Genomic DNA, 16,817 nt, shown 5'->3' with positions numbered 1-16,817 from the left:
CCCGCAATCCCGCCTGTTTGTAGCGTTTCCGATCTATCTGTCGCGAATACGACAAAAACGACCGAGCGCCGTACGGGCTGAAAAAACCCCGCTTTGGTGCGAGGTTGCGTTGCAGCGCACCAAGCTGACGCATGTCAAAGAGCGGTGGCACGGAATCTGCCTATGAAACCGTGGAGTGATAACAGCCATGATGAGCGAATACCTGATCCTTCTCGTAACGACAGCCCTCGTGAATAACGTGGTGCTCATCAAGTTCCTCGGGCTATGCCCGTTCATGGGCGTGTCGAAGAACATGGATAGCGCGCTGGGCATGGGCATGGCGACGACCTTCGTCATTACACTCGCCTCGGCGGCAACCTGGATGCTCGAGCACTGGCTGCTGCAGCCCTTTGACCTCGGTTTTCTGCGCATCCTCACCTTCATCCTCGTCATCGCTGCGACGGTGCAGTTCGTCGAGATGGTCGTGAAAAAGAGCAGCCCCGAGCTCTATCAGTCACTCGGCATTTATCTTCCGCTCATCACCACCAATTGCGCGGTGCTGGGCATCGCGCTGCTCAACGTGATGGAAAAGAGCAGCTTCGTACACAGCATGGTCGCCGGCTTCGGCTCGGCGCTCGGTTTCACGCTGGTGCTTTTGATCTTCGCCGGCCTGCGCGAGCGGCTGGCGCTCGCGCGCGTGCCCGCTGCTTTCGCCGGTGCGCCGATCAGCTTCGTGCTGGCGAGCCTCTTGGCGCTCGCCTTCATGGGTTTTTCAGGCTTGAACTTCAAGTAATCATGACCGCCGCCATCCTCTCGCTCACCCTTCTCGGCCTCGTCTTGGGTTTTGGCCTCGGTTTTGCGGCAAAAAAGTTCGCCGTCGAGGCCGATGCAGAAGTCGCCGCCATCGAGGCGCTGATGCCGGGCACAAACTGCGGCCAGTGCGGCTTTCCCGGCTGCCCCGGCGCAGCGACCGCCATCGCAAAGGGCGAGGCGCCTCCGACGATCTGCCCGCCCGGCGGCAAGGCGCTCGTCGAGGCGCTCGCCAAGCTCTTGGGCATCAGCGTGGATCTGTCGGCCGTCGCCGATGAGGGACCGAAGATCGCTGTCGTGCAGGAGGAAATCTGTATCGGCTGCTGCCGCTGCCTCAAGGAATGTCCAACGGACGCCATCATCGGCGCCGCCAAGCAAATCCACAGCGTGCTGCGCGAAGCCTGCACAGGCTGCGCCAAGTGCGTCGACCGCTGCCCGACCGAGGCGCTCAAGATGGAGCCTGTGCCCGTCACCCTACAGCACTGGGTCTGGCCCAAACCGCAACAGGACGTATCGGCATGGGCCTGATGGAAAAATTTCTCGCGCTGATCGAAGCGACCCATTGGGGCGTGCATCCGCACGACCACAAGCGCCCCGCCGCTGATGCGCCCTTACGCTGCCTGCCTCTGCCCGAGCGGCTCTTTGTTCCGCTACAACAGCATATTGGCGCGGCCGCACGGCCTATCGTGCTCGCGGGGCAGAAAGTAAAAAAAGGACAGCTCATCGCCGAGGCGCAAGGCGCAACCTCCGCCGCGATCCACGCGCCGACCTCGGGAACGGTTGCAGCCATCCGTGATGTCACCGCACCCCATCCATCGGGGCTGCCCGTCGCCGCGATCATCATCGAGGCAGATGGCGAGGATGCCTGGATCGAGACGGAGCCCGTCGATCCCTTCACGCTGTCAGCGCAGGAAATCACGCAGCGCATCGCCGCCGCCGGCGTGGTGGGGCTGGGCGGCGCGACCTTTCCCTCGGCGCTCAAGCTCGGCCTCGCCCTCAAGGCGAAGATTCATACACTGATTTTGAACGGCGGCGAGTGCGAACCCTATCTTTCCTGCGATGACCGTCTCATGCGCGATGCCGCCCCGGAAATCGTCACAGGCATTCGCCTGATGATGCGAGCGACCGGCGCGCGACGGGCGCTCGTCGGCATCGAGGACAACAAGCCCGAAGCCATCGCTGCGATGCGCGAGGCCGCACGGCCCTGGCACGAGATCGGCGTGAGACCGGTGCCATCGCGCTATCCGATGGGTTCGGAAAAACACCTGTTCTCGACCCTCACAGGCCAGGAAGTGCCCGCCGACGGGCGCACCACGGATCTTGGCGTTTTGGTGCATAACGTCGGTACGGCCTACGCGGTGTATGAGGCGTTAGGCAAGGGGCGTCCGCTCGTCGAGCGCATCGTCACCGTCAATGGCGGCGCCATCGCCTTTCCCGGCAACATCCGCGTGCCAGTCGGCGCGCTCGTCGAGGAGGTGCTGGCTTTCGCCCGTCTCAAGGCGGCGCCGGCACGACTCGTGATGGGTGGGCCGATGATGGGCAGCTTGCTACCGCACGCGCGCGTGCCCGTCGTCAAGGGCACGAGCGGCGTTCTCGCGCTGACCGCCGCCGAGACCGCCGCGCACGAAGCCGGCCCCTGCATCCGCTGTTCTTCGTGTGTGCGCGCCTGCCCGGTTGGGCTCTTGCCGCTTGAAATGTCGGCGCGTATTGCCGCCGGGGCGCTATCCGCCGCCGTCGATCTCGGCCTCAAGGATTGCATCGCCTGCGGTTGCTGCGCCTATGTCTGCCCGTCGCACATCCCGCTGGTGCAGTATTTCAACCATGCCAAGGGCGAACTCGCTGCGCAGGCCCGCGCACAACTGCGCAACGAGGCCGCCAAGCGCCTTGCCTCCCTGCGCGCCGAGCGCCTCGAGCGCGAAGCGAAGGAAAAGGCCGAGGCCGCCGCACGCCGCAAGGCTGAGCGCATGGCGCAAAAGGCTGCCGAGGCCGCTGCCGCGGTCGGCAAGGCAGCAGAAAGCGAGACGACGGCATGAGCACGGCGAAACTGACTGTCACACCGCTTTCCTCGCCGCACGCCCATGCCCATGCGGGTGGAAGCATCTCGCTCATCATGGCCAAGGTCATGCTCGCGCTCGCGCCGGCGACGCTCTACGGTTTTTGGCTCTATGGCTGGCCGGCCGTGCATCTGTGGTGGATCACCGTGTTGTCCGCCCTCTTCGGCGAAGCCTTCTGCCTGCACCTGATGCGGCGCCGTGCCATGCCTGTGCTCCTCGACGGCTCGGCCGCGCTCACCGGCTGGCTGCTCGCCCTGTCGCTTCCGCCCTGGGCGCCTTGGTGGCTCGGCGCGATCGGCGGCCTGTTCGCCACCGTCGTCGCCAAGCAGATGTTCGGCGGTCTCGGCCAAAATCTTTTCAACCCGGCGATGGTGGCGCGTGTTGCGCTCTTGATCTCCTTCCCGGTCGCCATGACGCAATGGATCGCACCGCTACCGATCGGTTCGGCGGGCGCACCGGATTTCGTGCAGGGTTTGCAGATCGTATTGAACGGTATTCCGAACGTCGACGCAGTGACCAGCGCCACGCTGCTGGGTTTTTCCAAGACTGAGCTTTCGCGCGGCATCGACCTTCTCAATACGACCCCGCCGGCGCTCTCTTTCGTCGGTGAGCGCGCCGGCAGCCTGGGCGAGACCTCGGCGTTCTTGATCGCCGCAGGCGGCCTCGTGCTCCTCTGGTTGCGCATCATTTCCTGGCACATTCCCTTCGCGATGCTCACCGGCATCGCCATCCCGGCGCTGATCGCCCATGAGGTCGATCCGGCGCGCTACCTCTCGGCTTCCGCGCATCTGCTCTCGGGCGCGGCGATGCTGGGCGCCTTTTTCATCGCCACCGACTACGTCACCTCGCCCAACACGCGCATCGGCCAACTGATTTTCGGCCTTGGCTGCGGCTTGCTGACGTGGTTGATTCGCACCTACGGCGGCTATCCCGAGGGTGTTGCCTTCGCGGTGCTGCTCATGAATGCCATGACGCCCGTCATCGACCGCCTCGTCAAGCCGCGCATCTATGGCCGCGACCGCAAAGGCCGGCCCTTGGAGACTTAGGCAATGGACATCGCTCTTTGGCGCGACAAGCTGGTCTATCAAGGTGTTTCGCTGGGCTTGGTTGCGATGCTGTGCGCCGCCGCCTTGGTGCTCGGCAAGCACCTCACGCACGAAGGCATCGCGAAAGCCGAGGCGGATGACCTCGCCGCATCGCTCGCCCAGGTGCTGCCCGCCGAGTCGAGCGACAACGATTTGCTCAACGACACCGTGAAAATCGGCGCTGGCAAGACGGCACGAGGTGCTGGTGCGGACGACATGACGCCCATAACGGTCTATCGCGCGCGCAAGGCAGGCAGAATCACCGGCGCAGTGTTCCGCATGGCCGCGCGCGGCTATGCAGGCGACGTCGTCGTGCTGATGGGCGTCGATATCGAGGGGCGGCTCCTCGGTGCGCGCGTCGTCAAGCATGCCGAGACGCCGGGTCTGGGCGACAAGATCGATATCGCCAAGTCGAAGTGGATTCTTGCTTTCGACGGCAAGTCGCTCGGCGATCCGCCCGCCGAGAAGTGGGCGGTGAAGAAAGACGGCGGCGTGTTCGACCAGTTCACCGGCGCGACCATCACGCCGCGCGCGGTCGTCAAGGCGGTGAAAAGCGGTCTCGAATTCTTCGCCCTCCATCGTGAGGAGATCCTGCAATGAAAATGCGTCAACTCATCCAGGATGGTTTGTGGCACAACAACGTCGTCTTCGCCCAGCTGCTTGCTTTGTGCCCGACACTGGCCGTCACGACCAGCGGCACCAACGGGCTCGGCATGGGGCTCGCCACCACGGCCGTGCTGACGGTCTCGAACATCATCATCGCACTGATCCGCGATTTCGTCAGTCCGGCGGTGCGCATTCCTGTCTTCGTCGTCGTCATCGCTACGTTGGTCACCCTCGTCGATCTCTCGCTCAACGCCTGGCTGCACGACCTTTACAAGGTGCTCGGGCTGTTCATCGCGCTGATCGTCGTCAACTGCGCGATCCTCGGCCGCGCCGAAGCCTTCGCCTCGAAATCGCCGGTGGTCGATGCCGCAATCGACGGCCTGTTCATGGGTCTCGGCTTTACCTTCGCGCTGACGGTCATCGGCCTCGTGCGCGAACTTTTCGGCAGCGGCACGCTATTCGCGCAGGCGAGCCTCTTGCTCGGCCCAGGCTTTTCCTTCCTCGAAACGACGCTGGCCAAGGACTTCAACGGCGCGCTGATGATGATCCTTCCACCCGGCGGCTTTTTCGCTCTGGGCGTTCTGCTCGCTGCCAAGCGCGTGCTCGAAGCCCGCCTCGCGGCGCGCCGGGCTGCTGCCGCCGGCGCCGATCTTTCTCCGGAGGGCGTGTAAATGCAGATCGGCATCGCCTATGCCGAGCCCGGTGGCCAGATCTGGCTCAACATCGAGGTGCCCGAGGGCACGACGGTACAGCAGGCCATCGCGCGCTCGGGCATCCTCAAGCAGTTCCCGCACATCGATCTGGCTAAGCAAAAGGTGGGCATCTTTGGCCGGATCGTCAAGCCGGACACGGTCTTGCGCTCCGGCGACCGGGTCGAGATCTACCGCCCCATCATCTGCGATCCGCAGACGGTGCCGCGTAAGGATGGCACCAGCGAAGCGGAGTAGCTCAAGCCGCGGGCAGCGACGCGATCCACGCCTTTTGCGCCGCCTGCCGGCGCTGCTCGGTCAGATGCGCGCGCACTTTTTCCCGGGCCTCGGCAAGCGGCACGGTACGCGCGGGATCGATTTTCTCGCACCATAGGATGTGGAAACCCAGCGGCGATTCGACGATGTCGGAGAGAGAGCCCGCCGGCAAAGCAAAAGCGACGGCATCGAGCGCGGCATACAGCTGGCCGCGCGGCAGCGTGCCGAGCAGCCCGCCGTTCATCGCCGTCGGGCATTCCGAATGCTTGAGCGCCTGCTCGGCAAAGCGTGTGGGATCCTTGCGTAAGCGCGCGAGAATTGCGGCGATCTTCGCGGCGGCGGCATGACGCTCGCTGCCGGGCAGGGCGTCGTTGATGGTGACGAGGATGTGGCGCAGCGTGCGCGTTTCGGGCTTGGCGAATTTCGCGTGGTTCTGCAGGTAGAAGATTTCGACGTCGGTGTCGCTCACCATTGGGGCGCGGCCGGCGACCCGCTCTAGCACGGCCTCGACGAGGAGGTCGTGCTCGACGGCGGCGCGCAGGCTGTCCGGGGAAAGATCGGCGCGCATAAGATCGGCGCGGTAGTCGTCTTCGCTGTCGTAGCGCGCGCGGATTTCGGCGAGCGCGCGCTCGATGATTGCCGCGGGAAGCACGACGCCGGCGGCTTCGACGCTGGCGAGGACGCGCCGCTCGATCTCGGCCTGCCTTTGCGCGATCACGGCGATGCGCCGACTCTCCTCGGCAGCGAGCGCCTGCGGCGACTTGCCGTAGAACTCGTGCGCCAGCTTGAGGACGAGCCAGGGGCTGGCCGCTTCAGTCATGGCGCGGCTCCAGCGCTTCCAGCGCCGCCTCCGGCACGACGAAAACGCGGCCCGGCTGGCAGTCGAAATGAAGATGGTAGACGGGCGGGTCGGTTTCCCGGATCACCCTGAGGATTTCGCCGATCGCGCCGAGCGGCACGAGCACTTCGCCATCGATGACGAGCGCCTTGACAGTGCGCACGCGCTCGCGCACCTCGTAACGGCTCGGCACCCAGGGCTCATCGAGGTCGATCAGTTCTTCCTGGCGGCAACCGACGATCTTGCCGGCCTCGAGAAAATGCACCGAGTAGATGATCTGGTCTTGCAGGAAAGTACCGATATCGACGACATAGCCGACACTGCCGCGCCGCACCAAGAGTTCACCGGTGGCCGCCCCGGGATAGGTGCCGTCGTTTCTCACGTTGCGCGTCACGCGCACCGCATCGCCGTAATCCCAGCGTGCGCCGTCGATCATCCTAAATACCTCAGTTGAACGCGCCCAATGGTGCGTGCAGGCGGGTGCATGGCGCGACGCGACGACGCCGCAGGCTCATGCCTGCAAGGAGGAGCAACAAAGCCAGGCGCCCGCCGGCGCGTGCCAGTGGGTGCGTAGCGGGGTTACCCTCTCGGTGAGGGGAAAAGGTGCGGCAAGCTCTGATTCTCGAAGACATTTTTCGCCTTGAGAAGCGGTCAACTGGGGTTTTTAGGATCATGGCTGCCGACCTTTGCGGATGAGGGAAGCGATCGACACGCGCGCGATGCCGGCAGCTTTCTGATGGACGCGCATCACCTTTTCGGTATAGGCGTCTGAATGCACGAAATCCTCGTACGCGCGCACCAGCAGGGCGCGATACTCCGCATAGCCAGGCTCGCCCGATCGCTGGCGATGAGCTTCGAGGTAATCGTGGAAACGCTTGAGGATGTGCAGCCGGTTGACCTCAACGATGGCGGGGCGGTAGTCGATACCGAAATAATCGAGAAAATCCTCGGCGGATTCGAGACCGGTCAGTTCGGCGACGAAATCATCGGTGTGGGCATTCATACGCTATTCCTTTCCGCTGGGTGCGATCCAGGCGCGCACGTCATCTCGGCCAGGACGAGCAGCTCGGCCTCGTTCGGGGAACGTTTGGCGCGAGCGACGAAGGCACGCAGGTGCGTCACAAGGCGACGTGCCGCCGATTCGGTGAGTTCGATGCCGAGATTGGCCATCACGGCCTGCACGGCATGCGTCCCTGAATGCTTGCCCAGCACGAAGCGGTGGGAGCGGCCAACCAATGCCGGATCGAACCCCTGGTAGTTGTTCGGGTGCTTGATGAGGCCATCGATGTGGATACCCGCCTCGTGCGTAAATGCTCCCTCGCCGACGATGCTCTTTTGCCACGGCACGGGCCGACCGGAAGCATGGGCGACGCGGTGGGAAACGCCGGGAAAGCCTTTCAGGTCGATGCCAGTACGCATTCCGTAGATGCGCTCGAGCCCCATCACTACCTCTTCGAGCGGCGCATTGCCAGCGCGCTCGCCCAGGCCATTGACCGTCGTATTGAGGTGCGTTGCGCCGGCCTTGGCAGCCGCAAGCGTGTTGGCGGTGGCCATACCCAGGTCGTCATGAGCATGCATCTCGATCTCGAGGTCACTTGCCGCACGCAAGGCGGCGATGCGCTCGAACACCGCGAAAGGATCGAGGATGCCGAGCGTGTCGGCAAAGCGAAAGCGCCTGGCGCCGGCGCGCTCGGCCGTCTCGAGCACGCACCGCAAAAAATCCAGGTCGGCGCGCGAAGCGTCCTCGCCGCCAAGACAGACCTCGAAACCTGCATCGCGCGCTTGGGCGATCCGACGCGTAATCTCGGCAAGCAGCCAGGGGCGATCGCGGCCCAGTTTGTGCCGTAAATGCTGATCCGAAACCGGCGCCGAGATGTCGATCAGCGTGGCACCGAGTCCGGCGCAGGCATGGATGTCGGCGCTGGCGAGACGGCTCCAGACCATCAGATGCGCCTTGAGCCCCAGGGCGGCAACGGCGCGGATACTCTCGCGTTCCTCCTCGCCCATCGCCGGAATGCCGACCTCCATTTCGGGCACGCCGAGCGCGTCGAGCTCGCGCGCAATGGCAAGTTTCTCTTCGAGAGAAAAGGCGACCCCGGCCGACTGCTCGCCATCGCGCAGCGTGGTGTCGTTGATGATGATGCGAGAGCGCGTATCCATGACCGGCATCAAAGCAAACAAGATGCCATGTCGGTAACTCTTTGATATTCAAAGACTAAAGCGTCTGACCCGTGCGTTTTGTCTTAAATCGCACAATTGTCGGACGCTTACCGGGTATCGAGGCCTTGGACGGGCGCCGGGTACCTGGTTGCGAGGTCTCTACCCCCGAAGTGGACATCGACCGGCGGCACATGAAACTCGCCAAGCGCGGCCAAAGGGGCCGGTTACCCGGCCCCATTTTCTACTCCTTCGCCGCCGGCTTTTGCAACGCCTCCTTGGGATCGAGCCTCACGAAGGCGGTCAATTGCGAATCGTCGCCGAAGTAGCGCCCGATGCTGAACATTTTCTTTTCCGTTGGCAGTCTGCGTAGTGGGCACCGCGCCCAAGGATTATCGTGACGCTGCAACTTTTTTCGAGCGGACGTTCCTGACCGAACCCCTTGGGGGGAGCTTGCCTGGCAATTGGGTGGGGAGGAATCCTTTGCCCATGTCGCCCAGCATGATGCCGACTTCACCGAACCCAAAGGCAATGTGATCGAAAAGCTACTGCCGGCAAATCGTCCCTGCCTGATCCTGATGGACGAGGTGCTGAACTATGTCAGCACCTATCGCGACCGGGGCTGGCACAACAAGCTCTACAATTCATCCAGGCGCTGTCCGAGACGATCCACGGGCGCAACAACGCGGTGCTGGTGGGTTCGATCCCGGCGTCGGAACTGTCCTACACGGACAAGGATGAGGCGGATCAGCAGCGCTTGAAAAACTTGCTGGATCGGCTGGGCAAGGCGGTGATCGTATCGGTGGAATCGGAGACCTCCGAGATCATTCGCCGCCGGCTGTTCGAATGGGACGAACGGGCCGTGACCCCGGATGGCCGAGTGATCCTCGACAAGGACGCTGAAAACACCTGTAGGGCCTATGCCGACTGGATTCAGGAGAATCGGTTGCAGCTGCCGAACCTGATCAATCCGGACTTGGCCCGCGAGGAATTCCGCGCTACCTACCCGTTCCATCCGATGGTGATTTCCGTCTTCGAGCGGAAGTGGCAGACCCTGCCCCGGTTCCAACAAACGCGTGGCATCCTGCGTCTGCTGGCCCTGTGGGTGTCCCGGGCCTACCAGGAGGGCTACAAGGGGGCGCAGCGCGATCCCTTGATCACCCTGGGCACGGCGCCGCTGGATGACCCCATGTTCCGTGCCGCCGTGTTCGAGCAGCTTGGCGAAACCAAACTGGAGGCGGCAGTTACCACGGATATCGCCGGCAAGAAGGACGCCCACGCCGTGCGGCTCGATTCCGAGGCCTGTGACGCCATCAAGAAGGCCAGGCTCCACCGCAAGGTGGCCAGCACGATCTTCTTCGAATCCAACGGCGGGCAGGTCGGCGCTGAGGCGCAGGAGGCCAGTGTTCCGGAGATCCGGCTCGCTGTGGGGGAACCCGAAAGCGACATCGGGAACGTCGAGACCGTCCTGGAGACGCTCACCGACGCCTGCTACTACCTGAACGTCGAGAAGACCCGCTATAAGTTCAGCCTGAAGGAAAACCTGAACAAGCGCTTCGCCGACCGGCGGGCGACTGTGCAGGGGCCGCAGGTGGACGAAGAGATCAAACGGGAGATTCAAAAGATCTTTGCACCGAAGGAGTTTGTCGAGCGGGTGTTTTTCCCCGAGAAGCGCATTCAGATTGCCGACCGGCCGGTGATCAGTCTCGTCATTGCCGACCTCGACCGGACGATGGAAGATGAGAAGGCAACCCGTCAATTTGTTGAGGCCATGATTCGTGATTGCGGCACGACATCGAGGACGTTTAAGAGCGCAATCATTTGGGTCGTTCCCGATTCTGCCCAACCTATGCGGGAAGAAGCCAGGAAAATCCTGGCATGGCAGGCCATCAGCGATGAGGCAGACGATCTCAAGCTCGATGAGGCGCAGAAGAGGCAGCTCGCCGAGAACATTCACAAGGCCAAGCGTGACCTGAAGGAATCCATCTGGCGAGCCTACAAGCACCTGTTCCTGCTGGCCAAGGACAATACGGTGAAGATGGTCGATCTCGGGCTCGTCCATTCGAGTGCGGCGGATACCCCAATCTCCAACATCCTTAACCGGCTGTCCGCCGATGGCGACGTGGAGAAGGGTGTGAGCCCGAACTTCTTGGTGCGGAACTGGCCACCCGCTTTCAAGGAATGGGCGACCAAATCCGTCCGCGATGCGTTCTACGCGTCGCCCGTCTTCCCCCGCTTGCTGAACGCGGAGACGATCAAGGAAACCATCGCGCGCGGTGTCGAGAGTGGAATACTGGCTTACGTGGGGAAAGGTGCTTCCGGCAAATATCAGCCATTCGCATTCAATCAGAGCGTAAGCCCGACGGACATCGAATTCTCCGATGACATGTTCGTCATTACGGCTGAAGCGGCACGGGACTACCTGAATGCTCAAACTATGCCACCGGCGGTGGGGGCTTCCGAGCAAGGAAACGGCATCGGAGCTGGAACAGGGGCAGGGGGAGGTGCGGAACCAAGTGAAACACCGATTGAACCTCAACCGGCGCCGACCCCGCCTGTTCCCAGGCCAGCGAAGATTGCCGGCATCCGATGGTCTGGTGAAGTTCCTCCGCAGAAATGGATGAACTTCTACACCAAGGTGCTCTCCCGCTTTGCGGCCACGCCGGGCTTGAAGCTTACCATCGCGGTCGAAGTAAGCCCGTCCGATGGACTCTCGGAGCAGTCTATCTAGGAAACCCGGAATGCTTTGCGGGAACTGGGGCTCGATGACCGGGTGACGGAGAAGTAACTGTCGAAGGACAACAAATCAACATCGTTACTTCATCCTCTCGCCGGGCAATGAGACCTGGCAAAATCCGGCCACCGCCATACACCCACCGCCGTAGTTCTCGCACGGCGGCAACTCAGTTCCGCTGGTTGATCCGTCTCCGCAGCGTCGAGGTCTACAGCCGTCCTGCGCCGAGGTTGAACGTGAAGTCGGCGATGGCAGCCAGCCGCTCCTCGGGATCGTTCGCCAGCACCGGGCAGTAGTGTCGCGTTCAGCGCCGTCCTGAGATCGGCAGCCAGGTAGGCCTCGGCCTCGTCTTCCGTGATCGGCGGTTGCCTCAGGCGGCCAGTCTCAACGCCTCCTTTTTCTGCTCCGCGAGCAGCATCCTGTTCAGGTAACGAAACTGTCGAAAAACCGTTTTTCGCGGAGCGAAACCTGCCTGGGGCGGCTGGCGCGGCGGGGTGAGGGGGCATGCCAGGCGGTTGGGGCAGGGCTTTGCTCTCGTTCTCGGCTAATTCAACGTCCCAAACACGCAGATTTTACCAATATTGTGCACCAGTGCGTACAATCTCCATTGTACATCCACTTTGGCTTTCGAGCGCAGCGTGAAGCGGTTCATGTGTTTGTGAACGCAAATGTTCGCAAAGACCGGCTCGACCATCGCTAAACGGCGGGCGTAAATCTTCTTGCCCTGTGGACTGTCAATTTTGGCCTTCATCTCGTCGAGCAGATTGGGCGGCTGCGCGGTCGGAACGGAGAGATAGCGGCGGGAAGCGGAGGGCTTGCTCAGGCAGCGTTCGCGCAGCGGACAGGCGGCGCAGTCCTGGGGGCGGGCGTGGTAGACGTCGTAGATGCGATAGCGGTTGCGCTGGCTGCGGGCGTGCAGGGTGAGTTCCCTGCCCTGGGGACAGAGATACCGTTGTCGGTCGGGGTCGAACGTGAAATCCGTCAGCGAGAAAGGCGCTTCTTTCTGCCGTCCACCCTTGAAACGGTCTCGATCGGCGAAGCGCTCATCCCGTTTGCGGAAGTGGATGTCGGGGATGTAGGCGTCCACTCCTTCAGTCTGGCAGAACACCAGGCTCTCCACACTATGATAGTTGCTGTCTGCGGTCAGGGTCTTGCCCTGAAAGAAGGTCTCGTCCTTGCCAATCGCCTTGAGATTCTTTTTCGCACCCGTCAACATTGGCTCGAGGTTGTCATGGTCCTGGGTGGCGAAGGCTTCGGCGGCGAGGATGATTTGATGTTTGGAATCAACCAGCGCCTGGGCGTTGTAGCCCTGCACGACGCCGTGGGCGGTGGGCATCTTGACCGATTCGTTGTCCACCGCGTTGCTCTGGATTTCTTTGCCGTCGCTGCCGGTCTTGGGCTGTTCGCTCTGCAGGAACTGCTCCAACCGTTCGACTGCCCGCTGCAGGCGTCTCTCGCGCTGCTGCTGGCGTTCCAACTCGACCTCGGGCTGGGCGTCGGCCTGCCGATGCTCTGCCATCGCCTGCTGCAGTTTCTCCTGCAACTTATCGCGCTTGCGCTTGAGTTCGTCGAAGGTGCCGCTCCACTCTTTGGAGACGTTGGCGGAGAGTTTGACCCCGTCCAGGCTGAAGTGCGAGCCGCCGAGCAGGTTCATCTCTTCGCACACCAGCAGGACGTCGCAGAAGAGGCTCTCGATTTCTGCCTGCATGGTTGAGACGAAGTTGGCGATGGTGCTGTGGTCGGGGGAATACCCGCAGGCGAGCGCGATGAAGGTGACGTTTTCGACGCAGGCGCGCTCGATTTGTCGGGAACTGAGCAAGCCGCGGGCGTAAGCCAGCAAAATGACTTTGAGCAGGATTTTGGGATGAATGGCGGTTGCGCCTGTTTCGTCGTTGTTGTAGCGCTGGTCGAAGACCGAAAGGTCCATGTGCTTTTCGACCACTTCGTGGATGGTGTGCTCCAGGCTGCCGGGGAGGATCTGGTTTTCGAGGGAGATGGGCAGCATGGTCATTTGGGCGTAGTTGCAGGGTTTGAATTTTGGCATGGGGTCACTTCTGCCAGAGTACCCCCCAATCGTTTAAGGTGGATTCGCCCCTTTTTCGACAGTTTCAACGGCTGTCCTTAAGCCACGCCTCGTGGGTTTCGACGCACAGCGCGCGGATCAGCCGCAGGCAGGACTCGGCGTTAGAGAAGATCCGCACCACGCGAGTGCGGCGCTTGATCTCCTCGTTGAGCCGCTCCAGCATGTTCGTGCGCTTCATGTGCTTGTGATGCTCGCGCGGCAATCGGTAAAACGTCAGCGTCTCGGTGATGTTCGCTTCCACCCAATCGACCCGTTTCGGATACTTGCCCGCCCATTTGGCGATCCAGGCCGAGAGGTCACGATGGGTCTCCTGGATGTCGCGGCGGTCGTAAATCCAGCGTAGCTCCTGAAGACAATCGTCGTCCGCCTTCCTTGGCAGGTCGTCCAGGGCATCCTCAAGGAAATGCACAGAGCAGCGCTGCCAGGCGGCTTCGGTCAGCACCTCGCGGATAGCTTTCTTGAGGCCCGCATGGTCGAAGGACAACGACGAATTCGACACCGGACAGGCCACGCTCCTTGAGTCGAATCAGAAAGTCGCGCCACGCACTCTGGCTCTCGCGGTTGGCCAACTCAACGGCCAACACCTGTCGTTGTCCTTCCCAATTGATGCCGATGGCAATCAGTACCGCCCGGTGGCTGATCACGCCCGCATCCCGTACTTTCTCGTAACGGGCATCGAGGATCAGGTAAGGGTAGGCTTCGGTAAGGGGGCGGTTGGCAAACCGCGCCAGCGCCTCGTCAAGCCCTTTGTTGATGCTGCTGATGGCACTGGCCGAAAAGCTGTGGCCACAGAGCTCTTCGGTGATAACCTTGACCTTGCGGCTGGAGACGCCTTGCACATACCTTTCGGCCAAGGCCGCCACCAGGGCCTTCTCGCTCCTGGCATCGCGCTCGAACAGGGCCGTGGAGAATTCGCCATTCCTGTCCCGCGGCACGCGCAACTCCAGCTTGCCGATCCGAGTCACCAGACCGCGGCTTGAGTCGCCAGCACGCTAGCCGTTGCGACGCTCTGTCCGTTCGCCCGGCGCCGCCCCCAGAAATTCGGCCATCTCGCCTTCCAGCACTTGCCTAGAGCGCCTCTTTCAGCAACGCTTTCATCAGGTCGATGACCGAAGGCTTGCTGCCCAGCATGCGGTTGAGCGCCACGGCATGGCTTCCCGGCTGCGCGAAATTCACCCGGTAGCCCTGGTCAATGGAAAAGCTCTGCCAGTCGGCGGCCATCTTGGGGCTTGCCTGGTGATAGTGAGGGTGTTGCCGGACTGGCTGATGGTGCCGGCGCCTGCGGTGATCTGTCCGCCCGTGGGCAGATTGGCTGCCTGGGCAGAAAGCCCCAGCACGGACAGTGCCGCCGCGATGAGCACGGCGGAAGAAGCCCGCTTGCCACGCACGCGGGCGATTTCGGCGACGGCGACGAAGACGCCGGCGACATCGCTCCAGATCAGGCGGTAGGTGTGATTGAGTCCGGTCATGGGTTTCTCCCTGTGTTGGCGAGCGGGCAAAGATTATGGTGCCCTTTTTTGTAAAGAGAGGCGATCTCCCGATTTTTGAGATAACCCCAGACGTATTCGACCGGATTGAGTTCCGGGGCGTAGGCCGGCAGGTAGTCGAGCACGATGTGATCGCCCTTCGATGCGACGAATTCGCGCAGCAATTGGCTCTTGTGGGCCATGAGGCCGTCCCAAATGATCAGCAGCTTGCCCTTGATTTGGCGCGTGAGCGCGATCAGGAACTCGACCAGTTGCGGGCTCTTGATGCTGCCGGGAAAGAGCCGGAAGTAATGGACAATCTGGGTTGAATGACATTGGGCACGTGCGCAGCAACCTGCATCGGCAAAGGTCAGAACCTCCAGCTTGCTGCCAGCCAGGCGCGCGGGTTGTGATCCTGGCTGTCCGATTGCGGTTGGCCGCCTTGGTTGCGCCAGGCGATGGCCGCATCCAGGTTCCACGGCCCGCTGGCAAGGCGCAGCCCCAGCCCCGCGCCGCTGATGAGGCGGTGGTTGTCGGCAACTGCCGGGGTGATGCCGTCGGGCTTGGCGTTGACGCGGACCGCGCCGGCGTCGTAGAAGAGATAGGGCTCAAAGGCGCCCAGCCGGTAGCGCGCCTCGAGCTGCAAGAGCCAGCCCTCGTCCCCCAAACCTTCGCCTTGCGGATAGGCCCTCACACCCGTAGCCCCGCCCAGGAGGAAGCGCTCGGAAGAATCCAGGTTCTTGCCCGCCCATTGCGCGGAGAGCCGGCCGAAGAGCGTGAGGTTGGACAGAGGAGTCGTCTGCAGGCGGGCGAGATCGAGGTTCCACTTGTCGAAATGCCCGCGCGTGTCGCGGCCGCTGGCGATGTCTGCGGCTTCGAGCACGGCATCGAGATCGAGCTGTCCGGCGGTGTAGGCAAGCGTCCCGTAGGTGAGACCGGAGCCGTCCCGGCGGTTGAACTGCAAGGCGAGGGGCGCGAGGTCGCTTGACTTGTCGTTGCGGGTCGAGGTGGCGTCCTGGCGGTCTTCGAGCGCCTTGTGCTGGTAGCCTGCGACGAGGATGAGGTTGGCTGCCTGGGAACGGATGAGCGGGTAGGCGAGATTGAGCCCCGCCACGTCCGCCGTGCCGCGGGCCTTAAGGTTCTTGAAGTCCTTGCCGAGCTCGTAGTAGGTGTGGGCGTAGCTCAATCCCCCGCGCAGGCCTGATGCGCCCAGCGGCAGGCTGTAGCCGAGGCTTCCCTGCCACAGCCCTTCGTCGGAGACGAGCGCCTGCGCCTTGATCTGATCGCCCAGCAGGAAGGGGCTGTCGGCTTGCACGTTGGCGCGGAGGCGGTTTTGGCCGCTGAAGCGGTTGCCGTGGTTGTCCAGGCCCACTTCGCCCTTGAGCGTCGGCTCGCGCCCGACCTCCACGATGAGATCGCCCGCGCCGACCTCCTGCCCCGGGCGCAGCAGGGGCCGCACGCGGATGCCGGGCTGATCTGAGAGTATCAGCGTGGCGCGCTCAAGCGGCGCAGCAGAAATGACCTCTCCGGGTTTTAGAGCCTCCAAAAACGCCTGCGCTTCCTCGGCCATCTCGCCTTGAGCTTCGACCTTGCCGTAACGCCCTTCGATGATCTCAATGGCGAGCACTCCGCCTTCTATCTTCTGCGCTTTGAGCACGGCTCGGGCAAAGGGATAGCCCTGGGCGCGGTAGTGCTCGGTGATCCGGCGCGCCAGCGCTTTCAGTCCGGCGAGATCATACGAGCGGCCCCGGTAGTCGCCCAGCAGGGCAAGTAGCTCGGCCTCGGTAAAGACCGTGTTGCCGGTGATGGTAATGCGTGTGAGCGTCACGGACGGCCCGCCAGGCAGCACTGCAGCCTCCTGTGGTGGGGCGAGGTCGAGGCGGGGGGCCAGGCGCGGGGCTTCGAGCGTGCGCGGGGCGGTCTCCTGCAGGGTGCGTCCGGCATCAGGCGCTTGCTGGGCGTGGGCAGCAAACGCCGCAAGCAGCGCGGCGGCAAGGAGTGAAGAGCGCATGAGCGGGTGAGTGTGTGTCATCATCGCAG

At 62.9% G+C, this 16,817-nt stretch carries 18 protein-coding genes and 1 pseudogene; 9 read left to right on the top strand and 10 right to left on the bottom strand.

Annotated elements, in window-relative coordinates; genetic code table 11:
* Positions 1 to 190 precede the first annotated feature (190 nt).
* Genes rsxA through GWK36_RS11750 form a run of 7 tightly spaced genes read left to right on the top strand, consistent with a single transcriptional unit; the run spans position 191 to position 5,481 of the window.
* The gene (gene rsxA / locus GWK36_RS11780) at positions 191 to 772 is read left to right on the top strand and encodes an electron transport complex subunit RsxA (RefSeq protein ID WP_166272683.1); all 582 of its coding nucleotides are present in this window, start codon (positions 191 to 193) and stop codon (positions 770 to 772) included.
* A gap of 2 nt (positions 773 to 774) precedes the next feature.
* Entirely contained in the window at positions 775 to 1,317 is a 543-nt protein-coding gene (locus GWK36_RS11775; RefSeq protein WP_166271341.1) for an RnfABCDGE type electron transport complex subunit B, read from the top strand.
* Entirely contained in the window at positions 1,308 to 2,822 is a 1,515-nt protein-coding gene (gene rsxC, locus GWK36_RS11770; protein WP_166271339.1) for an electron transport complex subunit RsxC, read from the top strand. The genes GWK36_RS11775 and rsxC overlap by 10 nt, the downstream gene beginning before the upstream one ends.
* Positions 2,819 to 3,889: an RnfABCDGE type electron transport complex subunit D gene (locus GWK36_RS11765; RefSeq protein WP_166271337.1), complete on the top strand. Its 1,071-nt coding sequence runs from the start codon at positions 2,819 to 2,821 to the stop codon at positions 3,887 to 3,889. Before rsxC ends, GWK36_RS11765 begins: the two co-directional genes overlap by 4 nt.
* A gap of 3 nt (positions 3,890 to 3,892) precedes the next feature.
* Positions 3,893 to 4,528: an electron transport complex subunit RsxG gene (gene rsxG / locus GWK36_RS11760; RefSeq protein WP_166271335.1), complete on the top strand. Its 636-nt coding sequence runs from the start codon at positions 3,893 to 3,895 to the stop codon at positions 4,526 to 4,528.
* Positions 4,525 to 5,205 carry an electron transport complex subunit E gene (locus GWK36_RS11755; protein WP_166271333.1) on the top strand — a complete coding sequence of 227 codons (681 nt, stop codon included), beginning with the start codon at positions 4,525 to 4,527 and terminating at the stop codon, positions 5,203 to 5,205. The genes rsxG and GWK36_RS11755 overlap by 4 nt, the downstream gene beginning before the upstream one ends.
* On the top strand, positions 5,206 to 5,481 hold the full coding sequence (locus GWK36_RS11750; RefSeq protein ID WP_166271331.1) for an RnfH family protein: 276 nt from the start codon (positions 5,206 to 5,208) through the stop codon (positions 5,479 to 5,481). It abuts the gene before it with no gap.
* A 1-nt stretch (position 5,482) separates the two neighbouring features.
* On the opposite strand, the gene nifM is transcribed toward GWK36_RS11750, so the two are convergent.
* The 4 genes from nifM to nifV all read right to left on the bottom strand — a co-directional run bounded on the left by nifM (position 5,483) and on the right by nifV (position 8,497).
* Positions 5,483 to 6,319: a nitrogen fixation protein NifM gene (gene nifM, locus GWK36_RS11745; protein ID WP_166271329.1), complete on the bottom strand. Its 837-nt coding sequence runs from the start codon at positions 6,317 to 6,319 to the stop codon at positions 5,483 to 5,485.
* Positions 6,312 to 6,773 (bottom strand): nitrogen fixation protein NifZ, encoded by a 462-nt coding sequence (locus GWK36_RS11740; RefSeq protein ID WP_166271327.1) that lies wholly within the window; start codon positions 6,771 to 6,773, stop codon positions 6,312 to 6,314. The genes nifM and GWK36_RS11740 overlap by 8 nt, the downstream gene beginning before the upstream one ends.
* Before the next feature lie 234 nt (positions 6,774 to 7,007).
* On the bottom strand, positions 7,008 to 7,340 hold the full coding sequence (gene nifW, locus GWK36_RS11735) for a nitrogenase-stabilizing/protective protein NifW (protein ID WP_166271325.1): 333 nt from the start codon (positions 7,338 to 7,340) through the stop codon (positions 7,008 to 7,010).
* Positions 7,337 to 8,497: a homocitrate synthase gene (gene nifV / locus GWK36_RS11730; protein ID WP_210756770.1), complete on the bottom strand. Its 1,161-nt coding sequence runs from the start codon at positions 8,495 to 8,497 to the stop codon at positions 7,337 to 7,339. Before nifV ends, nifW begins: the two co-directional genes overlap by 4 nt.
* A gap of 461 nt (positions 8,498 to 8,958) precedes the next feature.
* Between nifV and GWK36_RS16120 the strand changes: the two genes are divergently transcribed.
* Together GWK36_RS16120 and GWK36_RS11720 are read left to right on the top strand one after the other, a co-directional pair.
* A complete protein-coding gene (locus tag GWK36_RS16120) occupies positions 8,959 to 9,255 on the top strand; it encodes a hypothetical protein (protein ID WP_166271323.1) in 297 nt (98 codons plus the stop codon).
* Positions 9,141 to 11,225 carry a hypothetical protein gene (locus GWK36_RS11720; RefSeq protein ID WP_425482800.1) on the top strand — a complete coding sequence of 695 codons (2,085 nt, stop codon included), beginning with the start codon at positions 9,141 to 9,143 and terminating at the stop codon, positions 11,223 to 11,225. The genes GWK36_RS16120 and GWK36_RS11720 overlap by 115 nt, the downstream gene beginning before the upstream one ends.
* Positions 11,226 to 11,772: 547 nt before the next feature.
* On the opposite strand, the gene GWK36_RS11710 is transcribed toward GWK36_RS11720, so the two are convergent.
* From GWK36_RS11710 to GWK36_RS11685, 6 genes and pseudogenes are all read right to left on the bottom strand, one after another.
* Positions 11,773 to 13,272 carry an IS1182 family transposase gene (locus GWK36_RS11710; protein WP_166271321.1) on the bottom strand — a complete coding sequence of 500 codons (1,500 nt, stop codon included), beginning with the start codon at positions 13,270 to 13,272 and terminating at the stop codon, positions 11,773 to 11,775.
* A 64-nt stretch (positions 13,273 to 13,336) separates the two neighbouring features.
* Positions 13,337 to 14,381: pseudogene (locus GWK36_RS15510) on the bottom strand (IS256 family transposase); the annotation flags it as partial.
* Positions 14,380 to 14,532, bottom strand: coding sequence for a hypothetical protein (locus GWK36_RS11700; protein WP_166271319.1), 153 nt, complete (start codon positions 14,530 to 14,532; stop codon positions 14,380 to 14,382). The pseudogene GWK36_RS15510 and the gene GWK36_RS11700, both read right to left, overlap by 2 nt.
* The gene (locus GWK36_RS11695) at positions 14,484 to 14,780 is read right to left on the bottom strand and encodes an ESPR domain-containing protein (RefSeq protein WP_166271317.1); all 297 of its coding nucleotides are present in this window, start codon (positions 14,778 to 14,780) and stop codon (positions 14,484 to 14,486) included. The genes GWK36_RS11700 and GWK36_RS11695 overlap by 49 nt, the downstream gene beginning before the upstream one ends.
* Entirely contained in the window at positions 14,777 to 15,256 is a 480-nt protein-coding gene (locus GWK36_RS11690) for a transposase (RefSeq protein WP_166271315.1), read from the bottom strand. The genes GWK36_RS11695 and GWK36_RS11690 overlap by 4 nt, the downstream gene beginning before the upstream one ends.
* Positions 15,148 to 16,812 (bottom strand): ShlB/FhaC/HecB family hemolysin secretion/activation protein, encoded by a 1,665-nt coding sequence (locus GWK36_RS11685; protein ID WP_210756767.1) that lies wholly within the window; start codon positions 16,810 to 16,812, stop codon positions 15,148 to 15,150. The genes GWK36_RS11690 and GWK36_RS11685 overlap by 109 nt, the downstream gene beginning before the upstream one ends.
* Between the last annotated feature and the right edge of the window lie 5 nt (positions 16,813 to 16,817).

Origin of the sequence: Caldichromatium japonicum (assembly GCF_011290485.1) — a bacterium.
Classification (GTDB): Bacteria; Pseudomonadota; Gammaproteobacteria; order Chromatiales; family Chromatiaceae; genus Thermochromatium; species Thermochromatium japonicum.
The sequence above is the reverse complement of the archived record's forward strand: the minus strand, read 5'-3'. Positions and strand labels throughout refer to the sequence as shown.

Bases quoted from the DNA above. Each gene is read 5' to 3' on its own strand.
- rsxA (WP_166272683.1), top strand. From the start codon at position 191: ATGAGCGAATACCTGATCCTTCTCGTAACGACAGCCCTCGTGAATAAC.
- GWK36_RS11775 (WP_166271341.1), top strand. From the start codon at position 775: ATGACCGCCGCCATCCTCTCGCTCACCCTTCTCGGCCTCGTCTTGGGT.
- rsxC (WP_166271339.1), top strand. From the start codon at position 1,308: ATGGGCCTGATGGAAAAATTTCTCGCGCTGATCGAAGCGACCCATTGG.
- GWK36_RS11765 (WP_166271337.1), top strand. From the start codon at position 2,819: ATGAGCACGGCGAAACTGACTGTCACACCGCTTTCCTCGCCGCACGCC.
- rsxG (WP_166271335.1), top strand. From the start codon at position 3,893: ATGGACATCGCTCTTTGGCGCGACAAGCTGGTCTATCAAGGTGTTTCG.
- GWK36_RS11755 (WP_166271333.1), top strand. From the start codon at position 4,525: ATGAAAATGCGTCAACTCATCCAGGATGGTTTGTGGCACAACAACGTC.
- GWK36_RS11750 (WP_166271331.1), top strand. From the start codon at position 5,206: ATGCAGATCGGCATCGCCTATGCCGAGCCCGGTGGCCAGATCTGGCTC.
- nifM (WP_166271329.1), bottom strand. From the start codon at position 6,319: ATGACTGAAGCGGCCAGCCCCTGGCTCGTCCTCAAGCTGGCGCACGAG.
- GWK36_RS11740 (WP_166271327.1), bottom strand. From the start codon at position 6,773: ATGATCGACGGCGCACGCTGGGATTACGGCGATGCGGTGCGCGTGACG.
- nifW (WP_166271325.1), bottom strand. From the start codon at position 7,340: ATGAATGCCCACACCGATGATTTCGTCGCCGAACTGACCGGTCTCGAA.
- nifV (WP_210756770.1), bottom strand. From the start codon at position 8,497: ATGGATACGCGCTCTCGCATCATCATCAACGACACCACGCTGCGCGAT.
- GWK36_RS11710 (WP_166271321.1), bottom strand. From the start codon at position 13,272: ATGCCAAAATTCAAACCCTGCAACTACGCCCAAATGACCATGCTGCCC.
- GWK36_RS11700 (WP_166271319.1), bottom strand. From the start codon at position 14,532: ATGGCCGCCGACTGGCAGAGCTTTTCCATTGACCAGGGCTACCGGGTG.
- GWK36_RS11695 (WP_166271317.1), bottom strand. From the start codon at position 14,780: ATGACCGGACTCAATCACACCTACCGCCTGATCTGGAGCGATGTCGCC.
- GWK36_RS11685 (WP_210756767.1), bottom strand. From the start codon at position 16,812: ATGATGACACACACTCACCCGCTCATGCGCTCTTCACTCCTTGCCGCC.